Raw genomic sequence first — 24,783 nt, 5'->3', positions numbered from 1 at the left:
GTGGAACAAGAAAGCCCGGGTGCTGGCCGCACCCCGACCACAGGCAGGCTTACTTGCCGATGCAGAAGCGCGAGAAGATCACGCCCAGCAGGTCGTCTGCGCCAAACTCGCCGGTGATCTCGCCCAGACACTCCTGAGCGAGGCGCAGCTCCTCGGCAAAGAGCTCGAGCGCACCGACCTGCCCCCCCGCCTCGCACACATGCTCCAGCGCGCGGCGCAGCGCCTGCAGGTGGCGCTCGCGCGCCAGGACCACATCTTCTCCATGCGCATGCCAGCCGGCCACGCGGAGCAGCTCGGCCCGCAGCAGATCGATGCCCTCGCCCGTGCGCGCCGAGACATGCAGGCTCACGCGACCTTCGTTCTCCTCGCGCAAGGCCGGGCCGTCGCGCAGGTCGATCTTGTTGATGACGGTGATGCGCTCGACGCCATCCGGCAGCCGCTGATCGATCCCGTTCTCGCTGCGCCCGCCTGAGCCCGCCTCAAGCAGATGCAGGATCACATCCGCACGCTCGATCTCGCGCCAGGTGCGCTCGATGCCGATGCGCTCGACGATATCCGCGGTTTCGCGCAGACCCGCGGTATCGATGATGTGCAGCGGAATGCCTTCGATCTGGATCGTCTCGCGCACGGCGTCGCGCGTGGTGCCGGCGATGTCGGTCACGATCGCCCGCTCCTCGCCGGCGAGCCGGTTGAGCAGGCTCGACTTGCCCACATTCGGCGCGCCAACGAGCACCACGTTCAGGCCACTGCGCAGCAGCGCCCCTTGCCGCGCCCGGTCGAGCAGGATCTCGAGCTCGGCGCGAATGCCCTCCAGCCGCGGCAGGGCCCGCGCGCGCTCGAGGAACTCGATCTCTTCTTCAGGAAAGTCGAGCGTCGCCTCGACCAGCATGCGCAGATCGACAAGGCGGTCGACGATGCGATGGACTTCTTCGGAGAAGCGCCCCGACAGCGAGCGCACCGCCGAACGCGCCGCAGCCGCCGTCGAAGCCTCGATCAGGTCAGCGACGCTCTCGGCCTGCGCCAGGTCGAGCTTGCCATTGAGGAAGGCGCGCCGCGTGAACTCCCCGGGCTCGGCCAGGCGAGCCCCCAGCTCGATGCAGCGCTCGAGCAGCAACTGCATCACCACCGGGCCGCCATGGCCCTGCAACTCGAGGATGTCTTCGCCGGTGAACGAGGCCGGCGCGGGGAAGTACAGCAGGATGCCTTCGTCGATGATTCGGTCTGCCGCATCGACGAAGCGGGTGAAGTGCGCCTTGCGCGCTTGCGGCCGCCGGCCGCACAAGGCCTCGGCGAAGGCGCCCAGCGCCGCACCCGATACGCGAACGACGCCGATGCCTCCGCGGCCCGGCGCCGTCGCGATCGCGGCGATAGTATCAGGCGCTCTTGCCGGCTGCCTTTCCACTCTCGATCATCCGCGTGATCTGCCACTGCTGCGCAATCGACAGCAGGTTATTCACCACCCAGTACAGCACCAGGCCGGACGGGAACCACAGGAACATGAAGGTGAAGATGATCGGCATCGCCATCATCACCTTGGCCTGGATCGGATCCGGCGGGGTCGGGTTGAGCTTCATCTGCACCAGCATGGAGGCACCCATGATGATCGGCAGGATGAAGTAGGGGTCCTTCGCCGACAGGTCGGTGATCCAGCCCAGCCAGGGCGCGTGGCGCATCTCGACGCTGCCGAGCAGCACCCAGTACAGCGCGATGAACACCGGGATCTGCACCAGGATCGGCAGGCAGCCGCCGAGCGGGTTGATCTTCTCGGTGCGGTAGAGATTCATCATCTCCTGCTGCATCTTGGCCTTGTCGTTGCCGTACATCTCCTTCATGCGCTGCAGACGCGGGCCGAGCACCCGCATCTTGGCCATCGACTTGTAGCTGGCGGCCGACAGCGGGAAGAAGACCAGCTTGATCGCCACCGTGACCAGGATGATGGCCCAGCCCCAGTTACCGGTCAGGCTGTGGAACCACGACAGCACCCAGAACAGCGGCGCGGCAATCACCGTCAGCCAGCCGTAGTCGACCACGAGGTCGAGGCCGGGCGCGATGCCTTCGAGCTTGTCCTGCTCCTGCGGGCCCGAGTACAGGCGCGAACCGATCGTCACCGTCGCACCCGGCTCGATCGTCGACACCGGCACGATGATGCCCGCCGAGTACATTCCGCCCCCGATCGGGCGCGCGAAGTATTCACGCTGCACGCCCTGCTCGGGCAGCCAGGCACTGACGAAGTAATGCTGCACCATCGCCACCCAGCCATCGGTGGCGGGCGGCGGCACCTTGCCCTTGCCGCTGTCCAGATCGCCGAAGTCGACCTTCTGGAACTTGCCGGCTTCGGTAAAGAAGGCCGGGCCGGTGAAGGTATGCACGCCGAAGGCCTCGACCTGCTCGGCCGCGACGCCGTCGCGGGTGAGCTGGAAGTAGGCGTGCGGCGAAACCGGCTGACCGCTCTCATTGACGATCTCGTAGGCGACGTCGATCAGGTAGCTGCCGCGGTGGAAGCTCATGACCTTGGTGACGCGCAGGCCATTCTGTTCCGGCGCCTGCAGGCGCAGCTCGACGCGATCCTCACCATCCTTCAGGCGCAGCTCGCTCGCCGGCAGCTCGAACAAGGTCTTGTGCGTCGGCAGGCCCTCGCCGATCAGACCGGACTGGGCCGCGTACTGGTGGCGCGAGCCGTCGTCGAGCAGCACGAAGTTGTCGTCGCTCTTGCCGCTGGCGCGGTGGTTCTTGAGCTCGAGCCGCACGATGTCGCCGCCCTGGGCAGAGACCTGGGCGCGGATCATGTCGGTCTCGACGACCACGCGGGCGGCCGCCGTCGCTGCGGCCACCTGCTGCTCGCCCGGTACGGCAACCTGACCCGGACTAAGGCTCGCGGACGGCGTCGGCACCGCTCCATCGGTGGGTGCGGCGGCGCCGGCGACCGGCTGTTGCGCCACGGGCGCGGGCTGGTTGTGCTTGATCCAGCCATCCCACAGCATCACGAGGGCGAAGGAAAAAACCAGGAAGAGGATGAGGCGGCGTTGATCCATCGGATTCGTTCTGTCTCAGGTCAGGGAACGGGATCATACCCGCCCGGATTGAAGGGGTGACAGCGTCCCACCCGTCTGGCGGCAAGCCAGCCGCCACGTAGCGCACCGTGGCGTTGGATCGCCTCGATCGCATATTCGGAACAGGTCGGATGAAACCGGCAATTGCGGCCCAGCATGGGACTGATCGCGTAGCGATAGAACCGCAGCAGGGCGAGCATCAGGGTCTTCATTGCCGGGGCAGCCTTTGCAGCAAAGCAAGCAGGTCGAGATTCAGCTCGGCACGCGTCGCCTTGGCAACCGGCGCGTGCAGGCGCACGACCAGGTCCATCGGCGGCAAGGCCTCACGATGGCGCCTGAAGATTTCACGCGCAATACGCTTGACCAGATTGCGCACCTTGGCGCGCTTGGCCAGCTTCTTCGCCACGACCACGCCGAGGCGGGCCGTATCGAGCGCGTTGGGGCGGTAATGCAGCATGTAGAAGCGCCCGCGCAGTGCCCGCCGAAAAGCAAAAACGGATGAATACTCATCCGTTTTGTGCAATCTGTGAGCGCTGCGGAAACCCTGATCAGCGCCCGTGGGCAGCGTCACCTCAGACAGCGAGGCGATGACGACCCTTGGCACGACGTGCGCGGATGACCGCACGGCCGCCACGGGTCTTCATGCGGACCAGAAAGCCGTGGGTGCGCTTGCGACGGACAACGGAGGGCTGATAAGTGCGTTTCATGATCGACTGCCAGTGTTAGGTCAAACGCGAGAGTTAAAGGGATAATCCCATGTTTGTCAATAAGAATTTTTGCCAGCCCCTGTGGATAAGTCCGGCCTCGGCGGTTAGAATGGAACGCTTTCGTACCTCCCTCCCGTGCCGCAGTGTATCGCCTGCGGCCTGGCAAATGTCGCCACTCGAGCGCAAAGAAGGTACCTCGCCCCCAGAATGCACGCCACCGACCGTCTTTCGCGTAAGCGCAGCGGCGGCTGCGCCACCCTCGACATCGCTGCTGCCTGCCCCACATTGCCCCTGACCCAGACCCCGCCCAGCCAAGCCCATCCCGCCGTGAGTCAAGATTTCTGGTCCTTCTGCCTGTCACGCCTCGAGCAGGAACTGCCGCAACAGCAGTTCAGCACCTGGATCAAGACGCTGCAGGCCGAAGTCGGTGAGGCGGGCGGCTGGCGGCTGGTCGCGCCCAACCGCTTCGTGCTGCAATGGGTGCGCGAGCGCTACCTGCGCCGCATCCTCGAGCTTGGTGAGGAGTTCAGCGGCGTTCCGCTGCAGGTCGAGCTGCAACTGCCGGCGGTCGGCAGCACCCGAGCGCCGCGCAACAACAGCAAGGCGGCCGAATCGCCCAGCACCGTCGCCGCCGCAACCAGCCCGCCTCCGACCGCCTCTCTGGCCCCCACCGCAGCCGCAACGCAGGCACAGGGCGAGCCCACAGCGGCCGTGTTCGCCGAGAGCGCCGCCGACACCACCCCGGCTGCCGCCGCCGCGCCACGCGCCCGCCGCGCCGCCGCCAGCAGCGCGCAGGGCAATGACGGTGGCTCGCTGAGCGGCATCGAGCTCGCCTACGAGAAGACCCGCCTCAACCCGGACTTCACCTTCGACACCCTGGTCACCGGCCGCGCCAACGACCTCGCCCGCGCCGCCGCCATGCAGGTGTCGCAGAACCCGGGCACCTCCTACAACCCGCTGTTCGTCTATGGCGGCGTCGGCCTGGGCAAGACCCACCTGGTGCACGCCATCGGCAACGCGGTGTTCAAGCACAACCCGCGCGCGGTCATCCGCTATGTGCACGTCGAGGACTACTACGCCGACGTGGTGCGCGCCTATCAGCAGAAGAGCTTCGACGCCTTCAAGCGCTACTACCGCTCGCTCGACATGCTGATCATCGACGACATCCAGTTCTTCAATAACAAGAACCGCACGCAGGAAGAGTTCTTCCACGCCTTCAACGCGCTGACCGAGGCGCGCAAGCAGATCGTCATCACCTGCGACACCTACCCGAAGGACATCCAGGGCCTGGAAGACCGCCTGATCTCGCGCTTCGACTGGGGCCTCACGGTGCAGATCGAGCCGCCCGAGCTCGAGATGCGGGTCGCCATCCTGAAGAAGAAGGCCGAGGCGCTGCGCGTCAATGTCGATGACGACGTCGCCTTCCTGATCGCCAAGAACCTGCGCTCGAACGTGCGCGAGCTCGAGGGCGCGCTCAACAAGGTGGTCGCCTACGCCCGCTTCCACGGCCGCCAGATCGGCCTCGAGGTGGCCAAGGAGGCACTCAAGGACCTGCTGCACGCGCACAACCGCCAGCTCTCGATCGAGCACATCCAGAAGACGGTCGCCGACTACTACAAGATCAAGGTCGCCGACATGCACTCGAAAAAGCGCACGCGCGTCATCGCGCGCCCGCGCCAGGTGGCGATGTGGCTGGCCAAGGAACTGACCCCGATGTCGCTGCCGGCGATCGGCGAGGCCTTCGGCGGCCGCGACCACACCACCGTGCTGCACGCCTGCCGCACCATCACCGAGCTGCGCCTCGGCGACCACCAGCTCAACCACGACGTTCACGTGCTCACCCAGGTCCTGCGGGGCTGAGCGCACATCCCACTTCCGATCAACCCAACGACCTGATCTGACGCCATGCTCTTGCTCACCACCACCCGCGATGCGCTCCTGGCCCCGCTGCAGTCGGTTGCCGGCATCGTCGAAAAGCGCCACACGCTGCCGATCCTGTCCAATGTGCTGATCGAGAAGCATGGCGACCAGCTCACCATGCTCGCCACCGACATCGAGATCCAGATCCGCACCACCACCGGCGGCCACATCGGCGGCGAGGACGCCGCGATCACCGTCGGCGCGCGCAAGCTGCAGGACATCCTGCGCGCCCTGCCCGACTCGGCCGAGATCAGCCTCACGCTCGACGACAAGCGTCTCACCGTCAAGGCCGGCCGCAGCCGCTTCCAGCTCCAGACCCTGCCCGCCGCCGACTACCCCAGCCTGAACCCGCCGGTCGACGCCACCGCGCGCCTGTCGATCGGTCAGCGCGCCTTCAAGCGCCAGCTCGCCCAGGTGTCGTACGCGATGGCGCAGCAGGACATCCGCTACTACCTCAACGGCCTGCTGATCATCGCCGACGGCGGCGAGCTGCGCATGGTCGCCACCGACGGCCACCGCCTCGCCTACGCCGCGTCCGAGCTCGACGCGCCGGTCGAGCAGCGCAGCGAGGCCATCCTGCCGCGCAAGACCGTGCTCGAACTCGCGCGCCAGCTCGCCGACAACGACGACCCGCTCGAGATCGTGCTCGCCGGCAATCAGGCGGTGTTCCGCTTCGGCGCGATCGAGCTCGTCACCAAGCTCATCGACGGCAAGTTCCCCGACTACGAGCGCGTCATCCCGCAGGCCCACCCCAAGCTGGTGAGCTTCGAGCGCCAACCCCTCCTCGCCGCGCTGCAGCGCGCGGCCATCCTCACCAATGACAAGTTCCGCGGCGTGCGCATGGTGCTCGAGGACGGTCTCCTGCGCATCGCGTCGACCAACGCCGAGCAGGAAGAGGCGATGGACGAGCTCGAGATCGACTACCACGACGACAAGCTCGACATCGGCTTCAACGTCACCTACCTGCTCGACGTGCTCAACAACCTTGCCTCCGAGACGGTCGACTGGCGCTTCAACGACGGCAACTCCAGCGCCCTGATCACGCTGCCGGGCAACGACAAGTTCAAGTACGTCGTGATGCCGATGCGCATCTGAGCCAGCAGCCGCCTTACCGCAGCACCCGTTCTTTACGAATCACCGAGATGACCATGTCCGAACCGCAAGATCAGCCCACCGCGTCCGCCAAGGCGCACGAAGACTACGACGAAACCAGCATCCAGCAGCTCGAAGGCCTGGAAGCGGTGCGCAAGCGCCCCGGCATGTACATCGGCGACACCTCCGACGGCACCGGTCTGCACCACATGGTGTTCGAGGTCGTCGACAACTCCATCGACGAGGCCCTGGCCGGCCACTGCGACGACATCGTCATCACCATCCATGCCGATAACTCGATCTCGGTCACCGACAACGGTCGCGGCATCCCGGTCGGCATCAAGATGGACGACAAGCACGAGCCCAAGCGCAGCGCGGCCGAGATCGTCATGTGCGTGCTGCACGCGGGCGGCAAGTTCAACCAGAACAGCTACAAGGTGTCCGGCGGCCTGCACGGCGTGGGCGTGTCCTGCGTCAATGCGCTGTCGAAGTGGATGCACGTCACCGTCGCCCGCGACGGCAAGCGCCACCTGCTCGAGTTCGAGCGCGGCAAGCCGCAGAACCGCGTCATCGAGGTGGTCGACGGCGTCGAGGTCAGCCCGCCGCGCGTCATCGGCGAGACCACCAAGCGCGGCACCAAGGTGCATTACCTCGCCGACGACGAGATCTTCGGCACCGTCGAGTATCACTACGACATCCTCGCCAAGCGCCTGCGCGAGCTCTCGTTCCTGAACAACGGCGTCAAGATCCGCCTCATCGACCAGCGCACCGCCAAAGAAGAAGACTTCGCCTTCGCCGGCGGCGTGAAAGGCTTCGTCGAGTACATCAACCGCGCCAAGACCGTGCTGCACCCCAATGTGTTCTACGCCCAGGGCAGCACCCGCATTCCCACCGGTCATGGGCACGAGGCGGAGCTGAGCGTCGAGGTCGCGATGCAGTGGAACGACAGCTACCAGGAACAGGTGCTGTGCTACACCAACAACATCCCGCAGGCCGACGGCGGCACCCACCTCACCGGCCTGCGCGCGGCGATGACCCGCGTCATCAACAAGTACATCGAAGAAAACGAGATCGCCAAGAAGGCCAAGGTCGACATCACCGGTGACGACATGCGCGAGGGCCTCGCCTGCGTGTTGTCGGTCAAGATGCCCGACCCCAAGTTCGCCAGCCAGACCAAGATGAAGCTGGTGTCCTCCGAGGCCCGCCCGGCGGTCGAAGAAGTCGTCGCCAACAAGCTCAGCGACTTCCTGCTCGAGAACCCGATCGACGCCAAGACCATCTGCAACAAGATCGTCGAGGCCGCGCGCGCCCGCGACGCCGCCCGCAAGGCGCGCGAGATGACGCGCCGCAAGGGCGTGCTCGACGGCGTGGGGCTCCCCGGCAAGCTTGCCGACTGCCAGGAAAAGGACCCCGCGCTGTGCGAGCTCTACCTGGTCGAGGGCGATTCCGCAGGCGGCTCGGCCAAGCAGGGCCGCGACCGCAAGTTCCAGGCGATCCTGCCCCTGAAGGGCAAGATCCTCAACGTCGAGAAGGCGCGCTTCGACAAGCTGCTGCAGAGCCAGGAGATCGCCACCCTGATCACTGCGCTGGGCACCAGCATCGGCAAGGACGACTACAAGCCCGAGAAGCTGCGCTACCACCGCATCATCCTGATGACCGACGCCGACGTCGACGGCGCGCACATCCGCACCCTGCTGCTCACCTTCTTCTACCGCCAGATGCCCGAGCTGGTCGAGCGCGGCCACATCTACATCGCCCAGCCGCCGCTCTACAAGATCAAGCACGGCAAGAGCGAGATGTACATCAAGGACGACAACGAGTTGTCGAACCACCTGCTGCGCCTAGCCCTCGACGGCGCCGTACTGGTCCCGCGCGAAGGCGCCGACCCGATCGGCGACGAAGCCCTCGGTGGCCTGGCACGGACCTACCTGCTCGCCGAAGCCGTCACCCGGCGCCTGGCCAGCTACATCGACCCCGAAGTGCTGCAGGTGATGCTGGCGCATGACATCGAGGTCAGCCTCGACGACGAAGCCGCCGCCCGTGCCTCGGCCGAGCGCATCCAGCCGCACCTGCCCGAAGACCTGCAGATCTACGCCGAATACCACGACGAGACCGAAGGCTGGCGCCTCACCATCGAGCGCCTGCACCACGGCAACCGCAAGTTCGGCTGGGTCGAGCACGACTTCCTGGTGTCCGGCGACTACCGCGCCATCCGCAACGCCGCCGAAGCCATCAGCGGCCTCATCGGTCCCGGCGCCGAGATCCGCCGTGGTGAAAAGCGCCAGACCGTCACCCGCTTCGCCGACGCCATCAAGTGGATGCTGGCCGACGTCGAACGCGGCATCAGCAAGCAGCGCTACAAGGGCCTGGGCGAGATGAACCCCGAGCAGCTGTGGGAAACCACCATGGACCCGGCCGTGCGCCGCCTGCTGCGCGTGCAGATTGACGACGCCATCGCCGCGGACGAGATCTTCACCACGCTGATGGGGGATAACGTGGAACCGAGAAGGGCGTTCATCGAGAGCAATGCGCTGTATGCGCAGAACATCGATGTGTGATTTTTGTAGCAGCGACCATAAACTGGCAAATGGCTAGCCAATTATTGGCAGACGGCCAGCCAGGGGCGGGCGAATCCGATGGGTTCCCCGCCCTTTTCTTTTGGCTGCTACAGACGAGAAGCCTTGCCCTGACTGGGCTCCCGAGCGTATGCGCGATCGCCTCAATGACATGTACGTTCCCCACGAGCGCTACAATCCCTCTGTCTGCGACCACCACCGATCACTCCTGAGAAATGTCCCTCGACCTCAACCAGCTTGAAACCCGGCTATGGGCGGCAGCAGACCAACTCTGGGCCAACACCGGCCTGAAGCCCTCGGAGTTCTCAAACCCGGTTCTCGGCTTGATCTTCCTGCGCTACGCCGAGAAGCGGTTCCACGAGGCCGAGGCCAAGCTGATCGAGAGCGGGCTGGGTGTGTCCGAGATCGAGAAGTTCGACTATCAGGCCGAAGGGGCGCTTTTTCTTCCCGACAACGCCCGCTTCTCCTACTTGCTCGATCTCGCCGAAGGCCAGGATCTGGGCAAGGCGGTCAACGAAGCCATGGCGGCGGTCGAGGCCGAGAACGAGGAGCTGAAGGGCGTTCTGCCGCGCTTCTACGGAAGGCTCCCCAATCCGTAGTAGTTCTTGGCCACGCTTCCCCCTGATCGTACTTCGCCTTTCAGCCAGCCTCAGCGCTGAACTATAAGTAGATAAGGGCCGCCCCGAATTCAAGGGATATGCGTCACCGGCACGCACGCCCGAAATGCAAGGTCATGCTGTCAATACCTCGCGCGACCGGGCTCTCCCAGGTTATCGCCAGCGGGGAGGCCAAACAGGCAGGGGGCCCGAGTCATGAGTGTCACGCGCCGTATCTACGTCAGCCTCCCCGCCGACCCATGGCTGCCGCCGAATCTCAACGCCCTCAAGTGGGGCATCGTCGACGAGATCGCCAAGCTCGGCTTCACGCCGGAAATCTTCACCAACCCGAGGGGCCAGCCCGGGCTGGCGTCCGCGAAGGCATGGAATCCGCGCGATGCCGACGAGATCGCCCGACGCTGCGTGGGCGCGGCCGTGCTGGGGATGCCGCGCTGGCGTTTTCGTGACGGTGATGGCCAGGACGTGCTGCTGCCGACCGAGTTCAATCATTACGAGGGTGCGCTCGCCCGAACCCTGGGCCTGCCCACCCTCGTGCTGGTGCAACGGGACGTGCTGCGACGCGTCGTGTTCGACAGCAGCTTCGGCGGCTATGTCGGCCAGTTTCCAGCCGATGCCGAGCTCGGTTGGCTGCACACCGACGAGTTCCTCGTCCCCTTCAAATACTGGACCGATCAGCTCCGTGAGCGTCGCGACATCTTTCTCGGTTACTGCAGCAGCTCAGCGTCGACGGCGGCGCAGATCAAGCGCTACCTCGCGAGCCAGAGCGCGAGCGTGCTGGACTGGCAGAGCGACTTCATTCCCGGCCGCACGATCATCGACCAGATCGAGGAGGCAGCTTCCCGCTCGATTGCCGGCATCTTCCTGTTCACCAAGGATGACGATCTCGCCAACCCGAGCGAGGCCCACCAGTCGGTGCCGCGCGACAACGTCGTGTTCGAGGCGGGCTACTTCAGCGGCCTCAAGGGCAAGCGCAACGTGCTCATCGTTCGCGAGGCCGGCTCGAAGATGCCGGCCGACCTCGGCGGCGACATCTACGCGGCGCTGATGGACCGTAACGACATCGCCCCGATCGAGCGAACGCTGGCCGCGTTCATCGGTGCAATCTAGATCAGCTGCCGACCACGCCGATGGCGAGTGCCCGCACCGCGCGGGCGATCCCAAACTCTGGAGTACCGGATGGCACTCGCCCTGTCGTGCGCCATCTTCGCGTGACACTGCCTTGCGAACCAAACGGGAATTCGCGCAGCACTCGATGTATTGGCCCGAAGTGCTTACATCGGGCGCGACGGGCTCAGGGGTATCAACCGCCCCAAGGGCGGAGCACGGGAACTGCCTACGAAGCAGCGATCCCCTTCATGAAGATGGCGATCGTCTCATTCATGCGTTCATCGCGCTCCATCTGCGTGGGTGAGTCGAGCAGCCCCAGCAGGCACCTTAGCTGGAAGTCCGCCGTGAGCGCATCCAGAAAGATCCTGGAGCGCTGCTGGGGATCACCCGGCGTGACGATTCCCACCTCGCTCGCCCATTTGAAGTATTCGGCAAGACACCGGTACGACGTCGTCGGGGCCGCAAGGAAAAAGGTACGGGCGGCCTCCGGCGCCCGGGTAGCCTCCGCAACCACCAACCGGTGGAGCGCCAGCGTGCGGGGCGCAAGCAGGACGTCGAAAAAGGTCTGCGCCGTAGCGCCGAGCGCCTCGCGCAAAGGCCTGCCCACGAGCACCAGGCGCGTCAGCGGGGTGACGATCTCCTCGCAGAGTCGGTTGACGATCGCCGCGAACAAACCGTCCTTATCGCCGAAGTAGGCATAGAGCGTTCGCTTCGAGCCGCCGACACGACTGATTACGGCGTCGAGGGTGACGCCGCTGTAGCCACTATCGAGAAACAGGTCCGCTGCCGCAGCCACGATGGCTTCGCGTTTTCTTTCCTGAGCGGTCATATCAGAGTTCGTTGTCAAGTGATTGTTGTCACGGTCATGCACCGTCATGTCGATCCTGCGAAGAGCGAGACTCCCCAGCGGTCGGTTTGTTTGCGCCCTCATCCCGGAAGCGACGCGACGCCGTGGGTCATGGCCGATCGGGCCGAATGCTAGCACCTCGATGCCATACGTATGCAAATCCGTGGGCTGAGAAAGGCATTGTCCTCGATTCGCCGACGTGGGACAGGGTGTCGCCATTGAGCGCTCGCGACAGAATCACGAGTCTCCGGCGAGCGCGTTGACCATTGTCAAGAAATCTGTTGACAAGCTGAAGACGCAGCCGTACGCTTTCTAAACGGTACGGTACAGTACCGTACCCATCAGACCAGCGATACCTTAGGAGAGACACATGCGCTTCATCGCCTTTGAACAGGATGGCATCAGGGGACTGGGTGCCGAACGCAACGGGCAGCTTCGAGGCCTACTCGCCACCGATCCAGACTACCCGGGCCATCTCCATGACCTGATCCGAGGCGGTCACGTCGCAATCTCGCGCGCGCACCGTCTTCTCGAAGCGGGCGAGACCGTCGACCGCGACCGCATTCGCTATCTGCCTCCAATCGAGCGCCCCTCCAAGATCGTGTGTGTCGGCCTCAACTACGCCGACCACACCCGGGAGAGTCCATACGAGCAGCCGAGCTACCCCACCTTCTTTCCGCGTTTCGCATCCAGCCTGATCGCGCACGGTGACGCGTTGGTGCGCCCCTCGGTGTCCGAGCAGTTCGATTTCGAGGGCGAGCTGGCCGTCATCATCGGCGTCGGGGGACGCCACATCGACCGGGCGAAGGCCCTGGAGCACGTCGCCGGCTATTCGATCTTCAACGAGGGGTCGGTGCGCGACTTCCAGTTCCTGTCCCCCCAGTGGACTGTGGGAAAGAACTTCGACGGTACGGGCGCATTCGGACCGGTTTTCGTCACCGCCGATGAGCTGCCTCCGGGCGCTTCCGGCTTGCGTCTGCAGACCCGGCTGAATGGCGAGATCGTTCAGGATGGAAATACCGCCGACATGATCTTCGATGTCGCGAACCTCATCTCGACCCTCAGTGTCGCGATCACCCTTGAACCCGGCGACGTCATCGTCACCGGCACGCCGGCTGGTATCGGGTGGGCTCGGAAGCCGCCGCTTTTCATGAGGCCGGGCGACGTTTGCAGCGTCGAGATCGAGGGCATCGGAACCTTGATCAATCCGGTCGACGACGAAGCGCTCGGGCGCTCGGCCTGAATCCAAGTGGCGACATATCGAGGACTTGCGATGGACATCCAGACAGAAGCGCAATTGACCACTTTTCGTGGCCCGTCAGACCGGTTCGCCGGCATGGTCTGGCTCGACGAGCTTGCGACCAATCCGAACGTCGACCTTCACGCCTACCGCGTCAATTTTGCCCCTGGGGGCAAGACCGCATGGCACACGCATGAGCGCGGCCAGCTACTGCTGGTCGTATCCGGCAGTGGTTACGTGCAGAAACGTGGTGAGCCAATGCGGGAGATCCATGCCGGCGACGTCGTGACGATCGGCCCCGGCGAGGAGCACTGGCACGGAGCGACCGATGACAAGTTCATGTGCCACATCGCCGTCCAGCATGCCGCAACCGATGAAGCCATCACCTGGCTCGCCCATGTGGGCGCAGGTGCTGCCGACTAGGACTGACCCTAAAGCCCGCCCTCGCACGCAATCAGCGTGAAATGTGGTGGCGATCGAGGGCGGGCTCCAGTGAGGAGACAGATTGTGTTGAATATCAGGGATATCAATCACGTTGTGTACCGACATCGTGATCTGGATGAAGTCGAACGCTTCATGACCGATTTCGGTCTGGTCCGCGCAAGCAGGACTGAGCACCAGCTGTACATGCGTGGTGCGGGCCCCGTTCCCTACGCCTATGTCGCGGAGCAGGCCGAAAGCCCGGAATTCGTCGCCGTGGCGTTTGCGGTAGAGCGTGCCGAGGATCTGAGCCTGGCGCGGACACTGCCGGGCGCCTCGGCAGTTGAATCCCTCCAGGGACCTGGCGGTGGCCATGCCGTCACGCTGCACGATCCGGCAGGACGCAGGGTTCAACTTGTGCACGGCATCGAGCCGGTCGCATCACTGCCCATGCGCCCGGCATTGAACTTGAACTCGGCGACGCTCAAGCGGCGCTTCGGTGAAGTTCAACGGCCTCCGCGCGCACCGGCCCAGGTGCTCCGATTGGGTCACATCGCGCTCGGTGTGAGCAACTTGCGCGCCTGCCTGGACTGGTACACGCAGACCTTGGGGCTCTTGCCGTCCGACTTCGTGGTCGACGAGAGCGACAAGTCCGACCCGCATGCGGCCTTCCTCCGTCTGAATCGTGGCGACGAATGGACAGATCACCACACGGTGGCGCTGTTTCAGTCTGCGGCAGATCACGTGCATCACGCATCGTTCGAAGTGCAGGACTTCGACGCGCAGCTCCATGGCAATGCCTGGCTGTCCTCTCAAGGCTGGTCACCGGTGTGGGGCGTGGGACGCCATGTACTCGGCAGCCAGATCTTCGATTATTGGCGTGATCCGTCGGGGAACGTCGTCGAGCATTTCACCGATGGCGACCTGTACCAGCGTGACTCGCCCCTCGGGTACACGCCCGCTAGCGACGACAGCTTGTACCAGTGGGGGCCCTCCATGACCGTCGAGCATTTTCTGGGCAGTGCGCTCACCACGCGATAGCCGTCAATCGGCTACCGAAGCGGCCATCAGCGCAGCGCAACACAAGACAACAAGGAGGAGATATGGAGACAAATAAACTGGCCGACGCCTGCCTGGATCAACTGTTCAGGATGGCGCGCAGCCACAACGCCTGGCAAGACCGAAAGGTTGACGACGACCTGCTCGTGGAACTTTATGAATTGATGAGGTGGGGGCCCACCAGCGCAAACGGGTGTCCAGCAAGAGTCGTCTTCTTGCGCACACCCGAGGCGAAGCGCCGCCTCCTGCCCGCTCTGAGCCCGGGCAACATCGACAAGACGCTGTCCGCGCCGGTGACCGCCATCATCGCCTACGACACGCGGTTCTTCGACCATCTGCCGACCCTGTTTCCGCACAACCCGTCGGTGCGCGACTGGTTCGAAGGCAATCCGGAGCTGGTGCAGGTGACGGCACTGCGCAACAGCTCGTTGCAGGGGGCCTATTTCATCATGGCAGCCCGCGCACTGGGGCTCGACTGCGGCCCGATGTCGGGGTTCGATCATGAATTCGTCGATCGGGAGTTCTTCCCGCCGGAGACGGGCCCGAAACGGCTCGATCTCGAGGCCGGGTCGGGTGGCCACGTGAAATCCAATTTCCTCTGCAACCTGGGCTACGGCGATCCCGCAAAACTCTTCCCCCGCAGTCCTCGCCTGAGTTTCGCGCAGGCCTGTACGTTGCTCTGACCGCCGGCCGCGCCTGGCCGTAACCAACAGGCGAATTCCATGCAGAGCACTCTCACGTCGCGGCAAGCCGCCGACGGGGGCACGCTCGTCCATGAAAAGAACGATTCGGAGACAAAAATGATCAGCAAACTCAATGTCGCGGCCGGCCTGGCCGTGCTGCTTGCGGCCTGCACGCCCGCCACCGAAAACGATCCTGCCGCCACGAAGGCGGCGGCGGAGGGACAGACTTTCCGACTTTCCGTGGGAGCGAGCCACCCTACCACGCTCCCGTGGGTCGGCGTCATTTCAACGCACTTCGTTCCAGAGGTGTCTCGACGCGTCGAGGCGCTCGGGAAGGGCTATTCCATCGAATGGCAAGAGGCATATGGCGGGCAGCTCTACAAGGCAAATGCGACCTTGAGTTCTGTCGCCGACGGAATCGTCGATATCGGCTGGGTCTTCAGCAATCTGGAAGGCGCGAAGCAGCCGCTCAGCCAAGTCACCATTTATGCGCCGGCAGTAACGGATGACCCGCAGCTGATGATGAGCGTCTTCAACGAACTCAACGACACCGTTCCGGCGCTGAAGGATGAATGGGAGCGGAACAACCTCGTCTTCCTCGGGGCCTGCAGTGGCGACCCCTACCACATGTTCACCACCTTCCCCCTGCGGTCCATTGCGGACCTTGCCGGTCGAAAAATCTCCGCGCCGGGGGTCCTTGCGTCATGGATGCGTGGCACAGGGGCCGTCGCGGTCGGTGGCGCGATGACCACCTATTACACCGACATGCAGACCGGCCTCTCCGAGGGGGCCTTGTCGCTCACATCGGGCGTCATGAGCATCAAGCTGCACGAAGTTGCACCGTATATGGCCAAGGTCAATCTGGGGGCGACTTATTTTGGCGCGCTGGCAATCAACAAGAATACCTGGGATCGGCTACCGCCGGAGATTCGCACGATTCTGAAGGAGGTGGGAAGGGAATACTCGCGCAAGCTCGGCGATGCGGTGATGGCGAGCTACGAGCAGGCGCTGGAGTGGATGCATGAGGAGGGACCCAAGCAGCAACGCGCGGTCAGCGTAATCGAATGGTCGCGCGACGAGCGAGCCGCCTGGGTCAATGCAATGCCGGATATCGCAGCCGAATGGGTTGCCGCCAATGAGGCCAAGGGACTTCCAGCCCGCGAGGTCATGAAGACTTACCTGACCGCCATGCGCGAGCGCGGGGCACAACCCCTGCGCAATTGGGATCACGGGCTCTGAGCACGTTTGTGTCGATATCGGAGGTGGAACATGGTCCCGAATCAAAATGGAGCCGCCGCCACGGAGAGTCCATCCGTGCCGGCCAGATCCCTCGTCGCCCGGTGCGAGTCGGGCTTTGGAAAGTTGGTGGACGCACTCAATGGCGCTGGATCGTTGTTGATCTTCGCCGTGATGGTCCTCGTCGGCTGTGACGTGCTCGGGCGCGCCTTGTTCGGCACGCCGATCTATGGCGTCGCCGAATTGGTTGCGCTCTCTGTTGTGGCGATCGTCTTCCTGCAACTCGGAAGTGCCTTGCGCCACCAGCGCATGACGCGTGCGGACCTCTTTCTCGAGTCGTTCATGCGCCGACGCCCGCGCGCCGGCCTGATCCTCAGTGCGCTTTTCAATCTGGCTGGCGTCGGCGTCTGCATCGCCATGGCCTTGGCGACGGGCCCGCTGCTCGTCCAGGCGTGGTCGCACGGCCAGTACATCGGCGTCGAAGGCCTGTTCAAGGCCGAAACGTGGCCGGTACGTCTGATCGTCATCGTCGGCAGCAGTGTCGCTGGCATCCAGTACCTGCTCCTCGCATGGGCGGACATGCGTGCCTGTGCCCGAACCACGACTTCATCGGAGTGATCGTCATGTCCGGAATCGAAATATCCATGCTTGCCATCGTTCTGATGCTGGCCCTGATCTACCTTGGCATGCATGTAGGCGTCGCCTTGATCCTGATCTCGTTCGGCTGTGTGTGGCTGATGCGCGATATCGAAATCGCGAATCGAATGATTGCCGCAGCCGTCAACGATTCGATCAGCGATTATCTGTACGGCGTGGTCCCGCTCTTCGTGCTGATGGGGATGTTCGTCTCGGTGTGCGGTGTGGGGCGCGACACGTTCGACGTCGCCGGGTGGCTCCTCCGTCGTCTGCGAGGCGGCCTGGGCATGGCCACGGTCGCGTCAAATGCCGCCTTTGCCGCAATCACCGGGGTCAGCATCGCCTCGGCGGCCGTATTCACCAAGATTGCGGTGCCCGAGATGATGCGCCACGGCTATACGGCACGCTTTTCGGTCGGCGTAGTCGCGGCCAGTTCCGTCCTCGGGATGCTCATCCCCCCCAGCCTGCTGATGATCGTCTATGGGGTGCTTGCAGAGACGTCGATCGGAAGCCTGTTCATCGCCGGCATCATCCCGGGGTTGCTCCTCGCCGCCCTCTTTTGCGGGCTGATCATGATCATGGCGCGCTTCCAGCCCGGCTTCGTCGGCACGGAGGTCGGCAACGCATCATCCGAGGCGCGGGAAACGCTGAAGTCGGCAATGAAGAAGGCCGCACCGATCGTTGCTCTCATCGCCCTGGTGCTCGGCGGCTTGTACGGCGGGCTGTTCACCCCCATCGAGGCAGGTGCGGTCGGGGCATTCGGTGCCCTGGTTCTGTCGCTGATCCGGAGGCGACTGACGCCAGGCAAGTTCTGGCGTGTATTGGTCGAGACCGGCCACGTCTCGGTCGCCGTGCTTTTCCTGATCATGGCCGCAAGCCTTTACAGCCGCATGCTGACGATGACCGGCTTGCCCGGCGCAATTGCCGGATTCATGTCCGACCTTGGAATGGGCGAATACGCCTTCCTGCTCGCCTATATCGCGCTCGTCCTCGTGTTGGGTTGCATCCTCGATTCCGTCTCGATCCTGTTGATCGTCGTGCCGATCGTCGTCCCAATCGCGCAGGCCTTCGGTATGGACCTGATCTGGCTGGGCATCATCACGATCGTCGCGGTGGAGGTGGGGCTGATCACGCCACCGTTTGGCATCTCCGTCTTTACGGTCAAGGCCACCCTCGACGACAAGACGATTGGCATTCGGGAGATCTTCAGGGGCGTCATGCCGTTCGTGGCCTGCATGCTGTTTGCACTGGCACTGCTGGTCGCGTTCCCGCAACTGAGCACGGCCTTGGTGAAGTAGACCATCGAATAGCGGTCAATCGACCTGGAATATGAGGAGACAAGCATGGGTAATCAATACCTGGACGCGGCGCAGATCGTCGCCCTGTGCGGCGAGAAGGGCTTTCTCGCGCGGCAACTCTATCTTGTGCATACCCGCCCGGTAGCGGGTCTGGATGCAGTAATGGACTGTCTGGAAGAGCACCTCGCATATCAAGTGGCGCTCGAGCGGCGGGGGGTCCTGTTTGCTGCGGGTCCGATCTTCTCCGATGACGGCCAACGTTGGAGTGGCGAGGGATGTGTGGCCATTCGCGCGGGCAGTCTCGACGAGGCAAGGGAGATCGCTGCGCTGGATCCGATGCACGCGCGCGGCGCACGGCGATTCATCGTTCAGCCGTGGCTGGTGAATGAAGGGTCCGTGACGATCCGAGTCAATTTCTCCGACGGCAGCGGCGCGTTTGTGTGAGGGGCTCATGAGGGGTGATGAACCTGCTCGTGCAAGGGCGGACATCCGATCGGAAACAGAATCGCATCTTGCAGGGCTGTCAGGCGATCTGATTCGGCTTGAGATCCGAGGCGTCGATCAGCGCCGACGGATTGCGATGAAGCAGGGCGACATCGCAGCGCTATCCAGAATTCTGCATCCCGACCTGAAGTACGTGCATTCGGACGGCTCATCCGACTCCAAGGCGTCCTACGTGGACGGCGTCTCAAGCGGCAAATGGATCTACAAGACCGTCGATGTTGTAGAGACGAAGATCTCGATCGACCGCAAGACTGCCCAATTCGTCGGGGTCGCTCACATCGAGGTCATCCTTGCAGGAAAGCGCTCGTCGATTGATTGCGGATTCACTGCAGAGTGGGTTCTGGAAAGTGGGGAATGGCAAATGCGATCGTGGCGTTCGATCCCCATGAATGCGATGAACGAAGGAGGGCGAGCGGACGAATAGACCAGTTAGCAGTGGAGCTCGGCATCGGGTAGCACCATAACGTGCTCGAGCCGCATTGGGATTCAGATAGATCAAGGCGGCGTCCTGTCGGCCCGCCGTTTCAATCATTCGGAGGAGAACTTCATGACGAGGATACTTACGCATTTCATCGGCGGCCTTGAAGTAGAGGGTGCCAGCGGTCGCTATGGCGACGTTTTCAACCCGGCGACCGGCAAGCTCGATGCCCGTGTGCCGTTGGCAACGGCGGACGAGGTCAATGCCGCCATCGCATCCGCGCGCGAAGCCTTTCCGGCATGGGCGGCAACGACGCCCTTGCGCCGGGCTCGCATCCTGGCCAAGTTCAAGAGTCTGCTCGAGGCAAACGCCGACAGGCTCGCCGAGATCATCTCGGCAGAGCATGGAAAGGTGCATTCGGATGCGCTGGGCGAGGTTACGCGCGGGATCGAGGTGGTCGAGTTCGCGTGCGGGGCACCCCATCTGCTGAAGGGCGAGGTGACGGAGAACATCGGCACGGGCATCGATTCGCATTCGCTGCGCCAGCCGCTGGGCGTTGTTGCCGGAATCACCCCGTTCAACTTCCCGGCCATGGTTGCGCTGTGGATGTTCCCGGTGGCGCTGGCTTGCGGCAATACCTTCGTGCTCAAGCCGTCGGAGCGCGATCCCTCGGCTCCGTTGCTGCTCGCGCAGCTGCTCAAGGAGGCCGGCCTACCCGATGGCGTGTTTTCCATCGTGAACGGGGACAAGGAGGCGGTCGACGCCATCCTCCATCATCCGGACGTGCAGGCCGTCAGCTTCGTCGGGTCGACGCCGATTGCACGTTACATCTACGCGACAGGGGCGGCCAACGGCAAGCGCATCCAGGCGCTCGGTGGGGCAAAGAACCACATGGTGGTAATGCCCGACGCCGATCTGGAAAAGGCGGCCGATGCCCTCATGGGGGCGGCCTATGGCGCGGCCGGCGAGCGGTGCATGGCAATCTCGATCGCGGTAGCGGTGGGCGATGAAGTCGCCGATGCACTCGTCGCCCGCCTGGCCCCACGGGTACGTGAGATCAGGATCGGGCCCGCCACACAGCGCAATGCCGAAATGGGCCCTCTGGTCTCAGGCGCGCATCGCGACAAGGTCAGATCCTATATCGATTCGGGTGTCGCCGAGGGGGCACATCTGGTCGTGGATGGGCGCGATTACCGAATGGAGCCAGGGCAACACGAGCAGGGCTACTTCCTCGGTGGGACACTCTTCGACCGCGTTACGCCCCAGATGCGGATCTACCGGGAAGAGATCTTCGGCCCGGTGCTGGGGGTGGTCCGGGTAAAGACCTATCGGGAAGCCGTCGAGCTGATCAACGCCCACGAGTATGGAAACGGCACTGCGATCTTTACGCAGGACGGCGATTCGGCCCGCATGTTCGCGCATGAGATCCAGGTGGGCATGGTGGGCGTCAATGTACCCATCCCGGTCCCGATGGCCTTCCACAGCTTCGGCGGATGGAAGAACTCCCTGTTCGGTGATCACCACATGCATGGCCCCGAAGGCATCCGCTTCTACACGCGACTCAAGACGATTACCTCTCGTTGGCCGACTGGAATTCGCACCGGAGCGGATTTCGTCATGCCGACCATGAGCTAAGCGCATCCGTCGCGAACGGTTGCCGACTCTGTAGCCGTTCCTTCTCACAACCTGATGGTTCCGCGATGGGCGAGTTTCTCGCGCCCAGGGCATCGCTCGCCCATCGCACCCAAAAACAGACAGCAGGAGACAAGCATGATTCGAAGCACGATCCGAGGCGCAGCGCTAGCCGCCGTCCTCGCCATGATTCCAGGCGTTTCGTTGGCCGCAACGTGGAGCGACACCTTCATTGGCTATCGCTACGGAACGCAATTCACCGAGCCGAACATCAAGTCGGACATCAAGAAGCACATTGTTCAGTTCGGTCATGCAAGCGGCTACGCGTATGGCCAGAACTTCATGAATCTGGACGTCCTCCTGTCCGACAAGGCAGACCCGGCACAAGGCGGCGACACCGGCGCAACGGACGTCTATCTGACGTACCGACATCAGCTGCATCTTGGGAAGATACTGGATCGGTCATTCGCCTTCGGGCCCGTCAAGGAGGTGGCGATCACGGCGGGTTTCGATCTAAGCACCAAGAATACTGCGTTCGCGCCCCGCAAGCGCATGGCCGTGCTCGGCCCGACCCTGAAGTTCGACGTCCCCGGCTTCCTGGACCTGAGCCTGCTCTACACGGTCGAACGTAACAACTGTGGCCTAAGCGTGTGCAGTACCGCGCCGAACCACAACAGCCACGGCTTCGATCCCTACCTGATCCTCAATGCCGCCTGGGGCATCCCATTCCATGCAGCAGGCATGCCGATGAAGTTTCAGGGTTTCATGAACTACATCACGCCGAAAGGACGGGACTACTTCAACGTCAAGACAAAAGCGGAGACCTTGGTCAGGACCTCGGTCATGCTCGACGTCGGGCAGATGGCCTGGGGGGCGAAGAATACGCTGTGGCTCGGCGTCGGATACGAGTATTGGCAACACAAGTTTGGCAACCACGGGAAACCGGGGGTCAACACGCGCTCGCCAACGCTTCAGCTCGAACTGCATTTCTAAGCGGATCGGCCTTCGTCCGGTGCGAGCAAGCAGCCAGCTAGTCTTCGTCAAGAGCCGCGTAGCCCGCCGCAAGGTGATCGATCAAGGACCGAACGGCGGGCAGCAGACCGCGCCGCGACGGGTAGACGACGTGAATGATCTCCCTGCGCGGCACCCAGTCCGGCAGCGGCCTCACCAGGTCACCACTGGCGAGGTCGTCACAGACCATCAGCGTAGGCAACTGCACGATGCCCACCCCAGCGAGTGCCGCACGCCGCAGGGCGATCATGTCGCTCGTGATGAAACGCGGACGATGACGCTGCACGACTTGCGCCCCGTCGGGTCCGAACAGCGTCCATACGGGGTCGTCCTGGGGCGGGCCGAGGGCCAGACTGGGGTAGGCGATCAGGTCAGCAGGCCCGGCCGGTGGGCCGAGACGGGCGACCAGCGCCGGGCTGGCCACCAGGCACTGGCTTCGATCGGACAGGACGCGCAGCACGAGATCGCTGTCCTCAAGGGGGGGTGGGCGGACGCGAACGGCGAGATCGAAGCCTTCGGTGACGAGCGATACGCGCCGATTGGTCGCCTCGAGATGAATCGATACCAGCGGGCAGGCCGCCATGTACTCGGCCAACATGCGGCCGACATGTGCGTGCAACAGCGCGATGGGGCAGCTCAGGCGGATGGTGCCACGCGGCTCGGCACGCGTTCGCTCGATCGCCTCCTGTGCAGCCTCGGCCTCGACCAGCATCGCGCGGCAATGTTCGTAGTAGGTCCGACCCACCTCGGTCACCGAGAAATGACGGCTCGAGCGCTGGATCAGGCGTACGCCGAGCCGCTCCTCGAGCAGCCCAATTCTGCGGCTGAGCTTCGACTTCGGAATACCGAGTGCGCGGCCGGCGGCGGCGAAACTGCCGTGATCGACCACGCGCACGAAGTAATGAAGATCGTTCAGGTCCTGGACCGGAGTCATCGTTCTATCCATGTGACGCTGCAACCGAATCTTGCCATCTATGGGATGTGTCGACTCGATTCTATAGTTGATTCACGCAATGAGAAGGCAGCCAGGAGAACATCATGAAGCGCATCACAGGGCTCTACAGCGCACCGACATCGCATTGGGTCGGCAATGGCTTTCCGGTCCGATCACTGTTCAGCTATGGGAGTCACGGCAAGCTCTTGAGCCCCTTTCTGTTGCTCGACTATGCGGGGCCGGTCGAATTCGAAGCGGGGGCTGAGCGTCGCGGCGTCGGCGCTCATCCCCACCGTGGGTTCGAGACCGTGACGATCGTCTATCGCGGCGAAGTGGCCCACCGCGACTCGACCGGCAAGGGGGGCACGATCGGGGCTGGCGACGTGCAATGGATGACCGCCGGCGCGGGGATCCTGCACGAGGAATACCATGGCGAGACCTTCGCCCGGACCGGGGGCACGCTTGAGATGGTGCAGTTGTGGGTGAACCTGCCGGCACGGGCAAAGATGGCGCCGCCCGCCTATCAAGCGATCGCGAACGCGACGATTCCGCAGCTCAGCCTGCCAGATGATGCCGGGCTCGCCCGGGTTATCGCCGGGCAACTCCTCGGTCGCATCGGCCCCGCCCGGACGTTCACACCGATGCACGTCTGGGATCTGCGCTTGAAGGCCGATCGCAGGGTCGAGCTCCCCCTGCCCGACGGCTGGACAGCTGCGCTCGCCGTCCTGCACGGCACGGTGCGCGTCAATGAGGATGTGATAGCGCGGGCCGCACAGGTCGTGGTGCTCGATCGTGTCGGTCACGACGTCGTCATCGAGGCAAACAATGAGGCTACTGTCCTCTTGCTCGCGGGCGAACCGATCGACGAACCTGTTGCCGGCTATGGTCCATTCGTCATGAATACCGAGGCCGAGATCGAGCAGGCAATCGCCGATTTCAGCGCGGGCCGCTTTGGCCACCTTTCCGCCTCGAGTCACGACTTCTGAATCGGTGCCCGGCAATTGCTGGATACCTTCGCGGTCGGCCAATGCTGGTCCCGACAGGGGCGCTTGGTTGGCCATTTACCCTGAGAGAGAAGAAGGAGTTTCATCATGAGCAAGCCCTACGTCCGCCTCGACAAGAACAACGCCGCCGTGCTGCTGGTCGATCACCAGGCCGGCCTGTTGTCGCTGGTGCGCGACATCGATCCCGACCGCTTCAAGAACAACGTGCTCGCGCTCGCCGATCTGGCCAAGTATTTCGGCCTGCCCACCATCCTCACCACCAGCTTCGAAGAAGGCCCCAACGGCCCGCTCGTGCCCGAGCTGAAGGAGACCTTTCCGGAGGCGCCCTACATCGCCCGCCCGGGCCAGATCAACGCCTGGGACAACGCGGACTTCGTCCAGGCGGTCAAAGCCACCGGCAAGAAGCAGCTCATCATCGCCGGCGTCGTCACCGAGGTCTGCGTCGCCTTCCCGGCGCTGTCCGCGCTCGAGGAAGGCTTCGAGGTCTTCGTGGTCACCGACGCCTCGGGCACCTTCAATGAACTGACCCGCGACTCGGCCTGGGATCGCATGTCGGCCGCCGGCGCCCAGTTGATGACCTGGTTCGGGGTCGCCTGCGAACTGCACCGTGACTGGCGCAACGACATCGAGGGCCTGGGCACGCTGTTCTCGAACCACATCCCCGACTATCGCAACCTCATCACCAGCTACACCACGCTCACCAGCGGCAAGTAAGGCGCGGGCCGTTGCGGCGGCCCCGAGCCGCCGCCTGCCCGACGGCCGGTCCGTGCGCTGCGCACCGGCCGCATCCCA

General features: G+C 63.9%; 25 protein-coding genes. 18 read left to right on the top strand and 7 right to left on the bottom strand.

What is annotated here, in order from left to right:
- Positions 1-49 precede the first annotated feature (49 nt).
- From mnmE to rpmH, 5 genes are read right to left on the bottom strand one after another with little or no spacing between them, the layout of a single operon-like run.
- Complete coding sequence (gene mnmE / locus PLC66_RS08280; protein WP_324539251.1) at positions 50-1,402, bottom strand: tRNA uridine-5-carboxymethylaminomethyl(34) synthesis GTPase MnmE; 1,353 nt, start codon at positions 1,400-1,402, stop codon at positions 50-52.
- A complete protein-coding gene (gene yidC / locus PLC66_RS08275; protein WP_324539249.1) occupies positions 1,374-3,032 on the bottom strand; it encodes a membrane protein insertase YidC in 1,659 nt (552 codons plus the stop codon). Before yidC ends, mnmE begins: the two co-directional genes overlap by 29 nt.
- Before the next feature lie 20 nt (positions 3,033-3,052).
- On the bottom strand, positions 3,053-3,262 hold the full coding sequence (gene yidD / locus PLC66_RS08270) for a membrane protein insertion efficiency factor YidD (RefSeq protein WP_324539247.1): 210 nt from the start codon (positions 3,260-3,262) through the stop codon (positions 3,053-3,055).
- Positions 3,259-3,621: a ribonuclease P protein component gene (gene rnpA / locus PLC66_RS08265; RefSeq protein WP_324539245.1), complete on the bottom strand. Its 363-nt coding sequence runs from the start codon at positions 3,619-3,621 to the stop codon at positions 3,259-3,261. The genes yidD and rnpA overlap by 4 nt, the downstream gene beginning before the upstream one ends.
- 1 nt (position 3,622) lies before the next feature.
- Positions 3,623-3,757 carry a 50S ribosomal protein L34 gene (rpmH, locus tag PLC66_RS08260; protein WP_002926183.1) on the bottom strand — a complete coding sequence of 45 codons (135 nt, stop codon included), beginning with the start codon at positions 3,755-3,757 and terminating at the stop codon, positions 3,623-3,625.
- A gap of 327 nt (positions 3,758-4,084) precedes the next feature.
- Here rpmH and dnaA point away from each other — a divergent pair, with 327 nt between their 5' ends.
- The 5 genes from dnaA (at position 4,085) to PLC66_RS08235 (ending at position 11,069) form a co-directional block, all read left to right on the top strand.
- Positions 4,085-5,617: a chromosomal replication initiator protein DnaA gene (gene dnaA / locus PLC66_RS08255; protein ID WP_324539243.1), complete on the top strand. Its 1,533-nt coding sequence runs from the start codon at positions 4,085-4,087 to the stop codon at positions 5,615-5,617.
- A 45-nt stretch (positions 5,618-5,662) separates the two neighbouring features.
- On the top strand, positions 5,663-6,772 hold the full coding sequence (dnaN, locus tag PLC66_RS08250) for a DNA polymerase III subunit beta (protein WP_324539241.1): 1,110 nt from the start codon (positions 5,663-5,665) through the stop codon (positions 6,770-6,772).
- A 53-nt stretch (positions 6,773-6,825) separates the two neighbouring features.
- Positions 6,826-9,327, top strand: coding sequence for a DNA topoisomerase (ATP-hydrolyzing) subunit B (gene gyrB, locus PLC66_RS08245; RefSeq protein ID WP_324539239.1), 2,502 nt, complete (start codon positions 6,826-6,828; stop codon positions 9,325-9,327).
- Between the two features lie 233 nt (positions 9,328-9,560).
- Positions 9,561-9,944, top strand: a complete 384-nt coding sequence (locus tag PLC66_RS08240; protein WP_324539237.1) for a type I restriction-modification system subunit M N-terminal domain-containing protein — start codon at positions 9,561-9,563, stop codon at positions 9,942-9,944.
- Positions 9,945-10,157: 213 nt separating this feature from the next.
- Positions 10,158-11,069 carry a nucleotide-binding protein gene (locus PLC66_RS08235; protein WP_324539235.1) on the top strand — a complete coding sequence of 304 codons (912 nt, stop codon included), beginning with the start codon at positions 10,158-10,160 and terminating at the stop codon, positions 11,067-11,069.
- A gap of 226 nt (positions 11,070-11,295) precedes the next feature.
- Here the strand turns inward: PLC66_RS08235 and PLC66_RS08230 are convergent, their stop codons facing one another.
- Positions 11,296-11,946 (bottom strand): TetR/AcrR family transcriptional regulator, encoded by a 651-nt coding sequence (locus tag PLC66_RS08230; protein WP_324539233.1) that lies wholly within the window; start codon positions 11,944-11,946, stop codon positions 11,296-11,298.
- A gap of 340 nt (positions 11,947-12,286) precedes the next feature.
- Here PLC66_RS08230 and PLC66_RS08225 point away from each other — a divergent pair, with 340 nt between their 5' ends.
- From PLC66_RS08225 to PLC66_RS08175, 11 genes are all read left to right on the top strand, one after another.
- Complete coding sequence (locus PLC66_RS08225) at positions 12,287-13,159, top strand: fumarylacetoacetate hydrolase family protein (RefSeq protein WP_324539231.1); 873 nt, start codon at positions 12,287-12,289, stop codon at positions 13,157-13,159.
- A gap of 30 nt (positions 13,160-13,189) precedes the next feature.
- Positions 13,190-13,579, top strand: coding sequence for a (R)-mandelonitrile lyase (locus PLC66_RS08220; protein WP_324539229.1), 390 nt, complete (start codon positions 13,190-13,192; stop codon positions 13,577-13,579).
- An 87-nt stretch (positions 13,580-13,666) separates the two neighbouring features.
- Positions 13,667-14,617 (top strand): VOC family protein, encoded by a 951-nt coding sequence (locus PLC66_RS08215; protein ID WP_324539227.1) that lies wholly within the window; start codon positions 13,667-13,669, stop codon positions 14,615-14,617.
- Between the two features lie 62 nt (positions 14,618-14,679).
- The gene (locus PLC66_RS08210; protein ID WP_324539225.1) at positions 14,680-15,318 is read left to right on the top strand and encodes a malonic semialdehyde reductase; all 639 of its coding nucleotides are present in this window, start codon (positions 14,680-14,682) and stop codon (positions 15,316-15,318) included.
- 39 nt (positions 15,319-15,357) lie between these two features.
- On the top strand, positions 15,358-16,557 hold the full coding sequence (locus PLC66_RS08205) for a C4-dicarboxylate TRAP transporter substrate-binding protein (RefSeq protein ID WP_324539224.1): 1,200 nt from the start codon (positions 15,358-15,360) through the stop codon (positions 16,555-16,557).
- A 30-nt stretch (positions 16,558-16,587) separates the two neighbouring features.
- Complete coding sequence (locus PLC66_RS08200) at positions 16,588-17,172, top strand: TRAP transporter small permease subunit (protein WP_324539223.1); 585 nt, start codon at positions 16,588-16,590, stop codon at positions 17,170-17,172.
- Positions 17,173-17,177: 5 nt separating this feature from the next.
- Complete coding sequence (locus PLC66_RS08195; RefSeq protein WP_324539222.1) at positions 17,178-18,488, top strand: TRAP transporter large permease; 1,311 nt, start codon at positions 17,178-17,180, stop codon at positions 18,486-18,488.
- A gap of 45 nt (positions 18,489-18,533) precedes the next feature.
- Entirely contained in the window at positions 18,534-18,932 is a 399-nt protein-coding gene (locus PLC66_RS08190) for a YciI family protein (protein ID WP_324539220.1), read from the top strand.
- Between the two features lie 7 nt (positions 18,933-18,939).
- A complete protein-coding gene (locus PLC66_RS08185; RefSeq protein ID WP_324539218.1) occupies positions 18,940-19,416 on the top strand; it encodes a nuclear transport factor 2 family protein in 477 nt (158 codons plus the stop codon).
- Positions 19,417-19,539: 123 nt separating this feature from the next.
- Positions 19,540-21,045 (top strand): CoA-acylating methylmalonate-semialdehyde dehydrogenase, encoded by a 1,506-nt coding sequence (locus tag PLC66_RS08180; RefSeq protein WP_324539216.1) that lies wholly within the window; start codon positions 19,540-19,542, stop codon positions 21,043-21,045.
- Between the two features lie 135 nt (positions 21,046-21,180).
- Entirely contained in the window at positions 21,181-22,035 is an 855-nt protein-coding gene (locus PLC66_RS08175) for a hypothetical protein (protein ID WP_324539214.1), read from the top strand.
- Positions 22,036-22,072: 37 nt separating this feature from the next.
- On the opposite strand, the gene PLC66_RS08170 is transcribed toward PLC66_RS08175, so the two are convergent.
- Positions 22,073-22,987: a LysR family transcriptional regulator gene (locus PLC66_RS08170; RefSeq protein ID WP_324539212.1), complete on the bottom strand. Its 915-nt coding sequence runs from the start codon at positions 22,985-22,987 to the stop codon at positions 22,073-22,075.
- 104 nt (positions 22,988-23,091) lie between these two features.
- On the opposite strand from PLC66_RS08170, the gene PLC66_RS08165 reads away from it, so the two are divergent.
- On the top strand, positions 23,092-23,973 hold the full coding sequence (locus PLC66_RS08165; protein ID WP_324539210.1) for a pirin family protein: 882 nt from the start codon (positions 23,092-23,094) through the stop codon (positions 23,971-23,973).
- 105 nt (positions 23,974-24,078) lie between these two features.
- Positions 24,079-24,705, top strand: a complete 627-nt coding sequence (ycaC, locus tag PLC66_RS08160; protein ID WP_324539208.1) for an isochorismate family cysteine hydrolase YcaC — start codon at positions 24,079-24,081, stop codon at positions 24,703-24,705.
- Positions 24,706-24,783 lie beyond the last annotated feature (78 nt).

This window comes from Thauera sp. (assembly GCF_035444905.1).
Lineage (GTDB): Bacteria > Pseudomonadota > Gammaproteobacteria > Burkholderiales > Rhodocyclaceae > Thauera.
This window is presented reverse-complemented; position numbering and strand designations above follow the sequence as displayed.

Coding starts and splice junctions, on each gene's coding strand:
- yidC (WP_324539249.1), bottom strand. CDS start 3,032: ATGGATCAACGCCGCCTCATCCTCTTCCTGGTTTTTTCCTTCGCCCTC.
- yidD (WP_324539247.1), bottom strand. CDS start 3,262: ATGAAGACCCTGATGCTCGCCCTGCTGCGGTTCTATCGCTACGCGATC.
- rpmH (WP_002926183.1), bottom strand. CDS start 3,757: ATGAAACGCACTTATCAGCCCTCCGTTGTCCGTCGCAAGCGCACCCAC.
- dnaN (WP_324539241.1), top strand. CDS start 5,663: ATGCTCTTGCTCACCACCACCCGCGATGCGCTCCTGGCCCCGCTGCAG.
- gyrB (WP_324539239.1), top strand. CDS start 6,826: ATGTCCGAACCGCAAGATCAGCCCACCGCGTCCGCCAAGGCGCACGAA.
- PLC66_RS08240 (WP_324539237.1), top strand. CDS start 9,561: ATGTCCCTCGACCTCAACCAGCTTGAAACCCGGCTATGGGCGGCAGCA.
- PLC66_RS08235 (WP_324539235.1), top strand. CDS start 10,158: ATGAGTGTCACGCGCCGTATCTACGTCAGCCTCCCCGCCGACCCATGG.
- PLC66_RS08230 (WP_324539233.1), bottom strand. CDS start 11,946: ATGACGGTGCATGACCGTGACAACAATCACTTGACAACGAACTCTGAT.
- PLC66_RS08225 (WP_324539231.1), top strand. CDS start 12,287: ATGCGCTTCATCGCCTTTGAACAGGATGGCATCAGGGGACTGGGTGCC.
- PLC66_RS08220 (WP_324539229.1), top strand. CDS start 13,190: ATGGACATCCAGACAGAAGCGCAATTGACCACTTTTCGTGGCCCGTCA.
- PLC66_RS08210 (WP_324539225.1), top strand. CDS start 14,680: ATGGAGACAAATAAACTGGCCGACGCCTGCCTGGATCAACTGTTCAGG.
- PLC66_RS08205 (WP_324539224.1), top strand. CDS start 15,358: ATGCAGAGCACTCTCACGTCGCGGCAAGCCGCCGACGGGGGCACGCTC.
- PLC66_RS08200 (WP_324539223.1), top strand. CDS start 16,588: ATGGTCCCGAATCAAAATGGAGCCGCCGCCACGGAGAGTCCATCCGTG.
- PLC66_RS08195 (WP_324539222.1), top strand. CDS start 17,178: ATGTCCGGAATCGAAATATCCATGCTTGCCATCGTTCTGATGCTGGCC.
- PLC66_RS08190 (WP_324539220.1), top strand. CDS start 18,534: ATGGGTAATCAATACCTGGACGCGGCGCAGATCGTCGCCCTGTGCGGC.
- PLC66_RS08185 (WP_324539218.1), top strand. CDS start 18,940: ATGAGGGGTGATGAACCTGCTCGTGCAAGGGCGGACATCCGATCGGAA.
- PLC66_RS08180 (WP_324539216.1), top strand. CDS start 19,540: ATGACGAGGATACTTACGCATTTCATCGGCGGCCTTGAAGTAGAGGGT.
- PLC66_RS08175 (WP_324539214.1), top strand. CDS start 21,181: ATGATTCGAAGCACGATCCGAGGCGCAGCGCTAGCCGCCGTCCTCGCC.
- PLC66_RS08170 (WP_324539212.1), bottom strand. CDS start 22,987: ATGACTCCGGTCCAGGACCTGAACGATCTTCATTACTTCGTGCGCGTG.
- PLC66_RS08165 (WP_324539210.1), top strand. CDS start 23,092: ATGAAGCGCATCACAGGGCTCTACAGCGCACCGACATCGCATTGGGTC.
- ycaC (WP_324539208.1), top strand. CDS start 24,079: ATGAGCAAGCCCTACGTCCGCCTCGACAAGAACAACGCCGCCGTGCTG.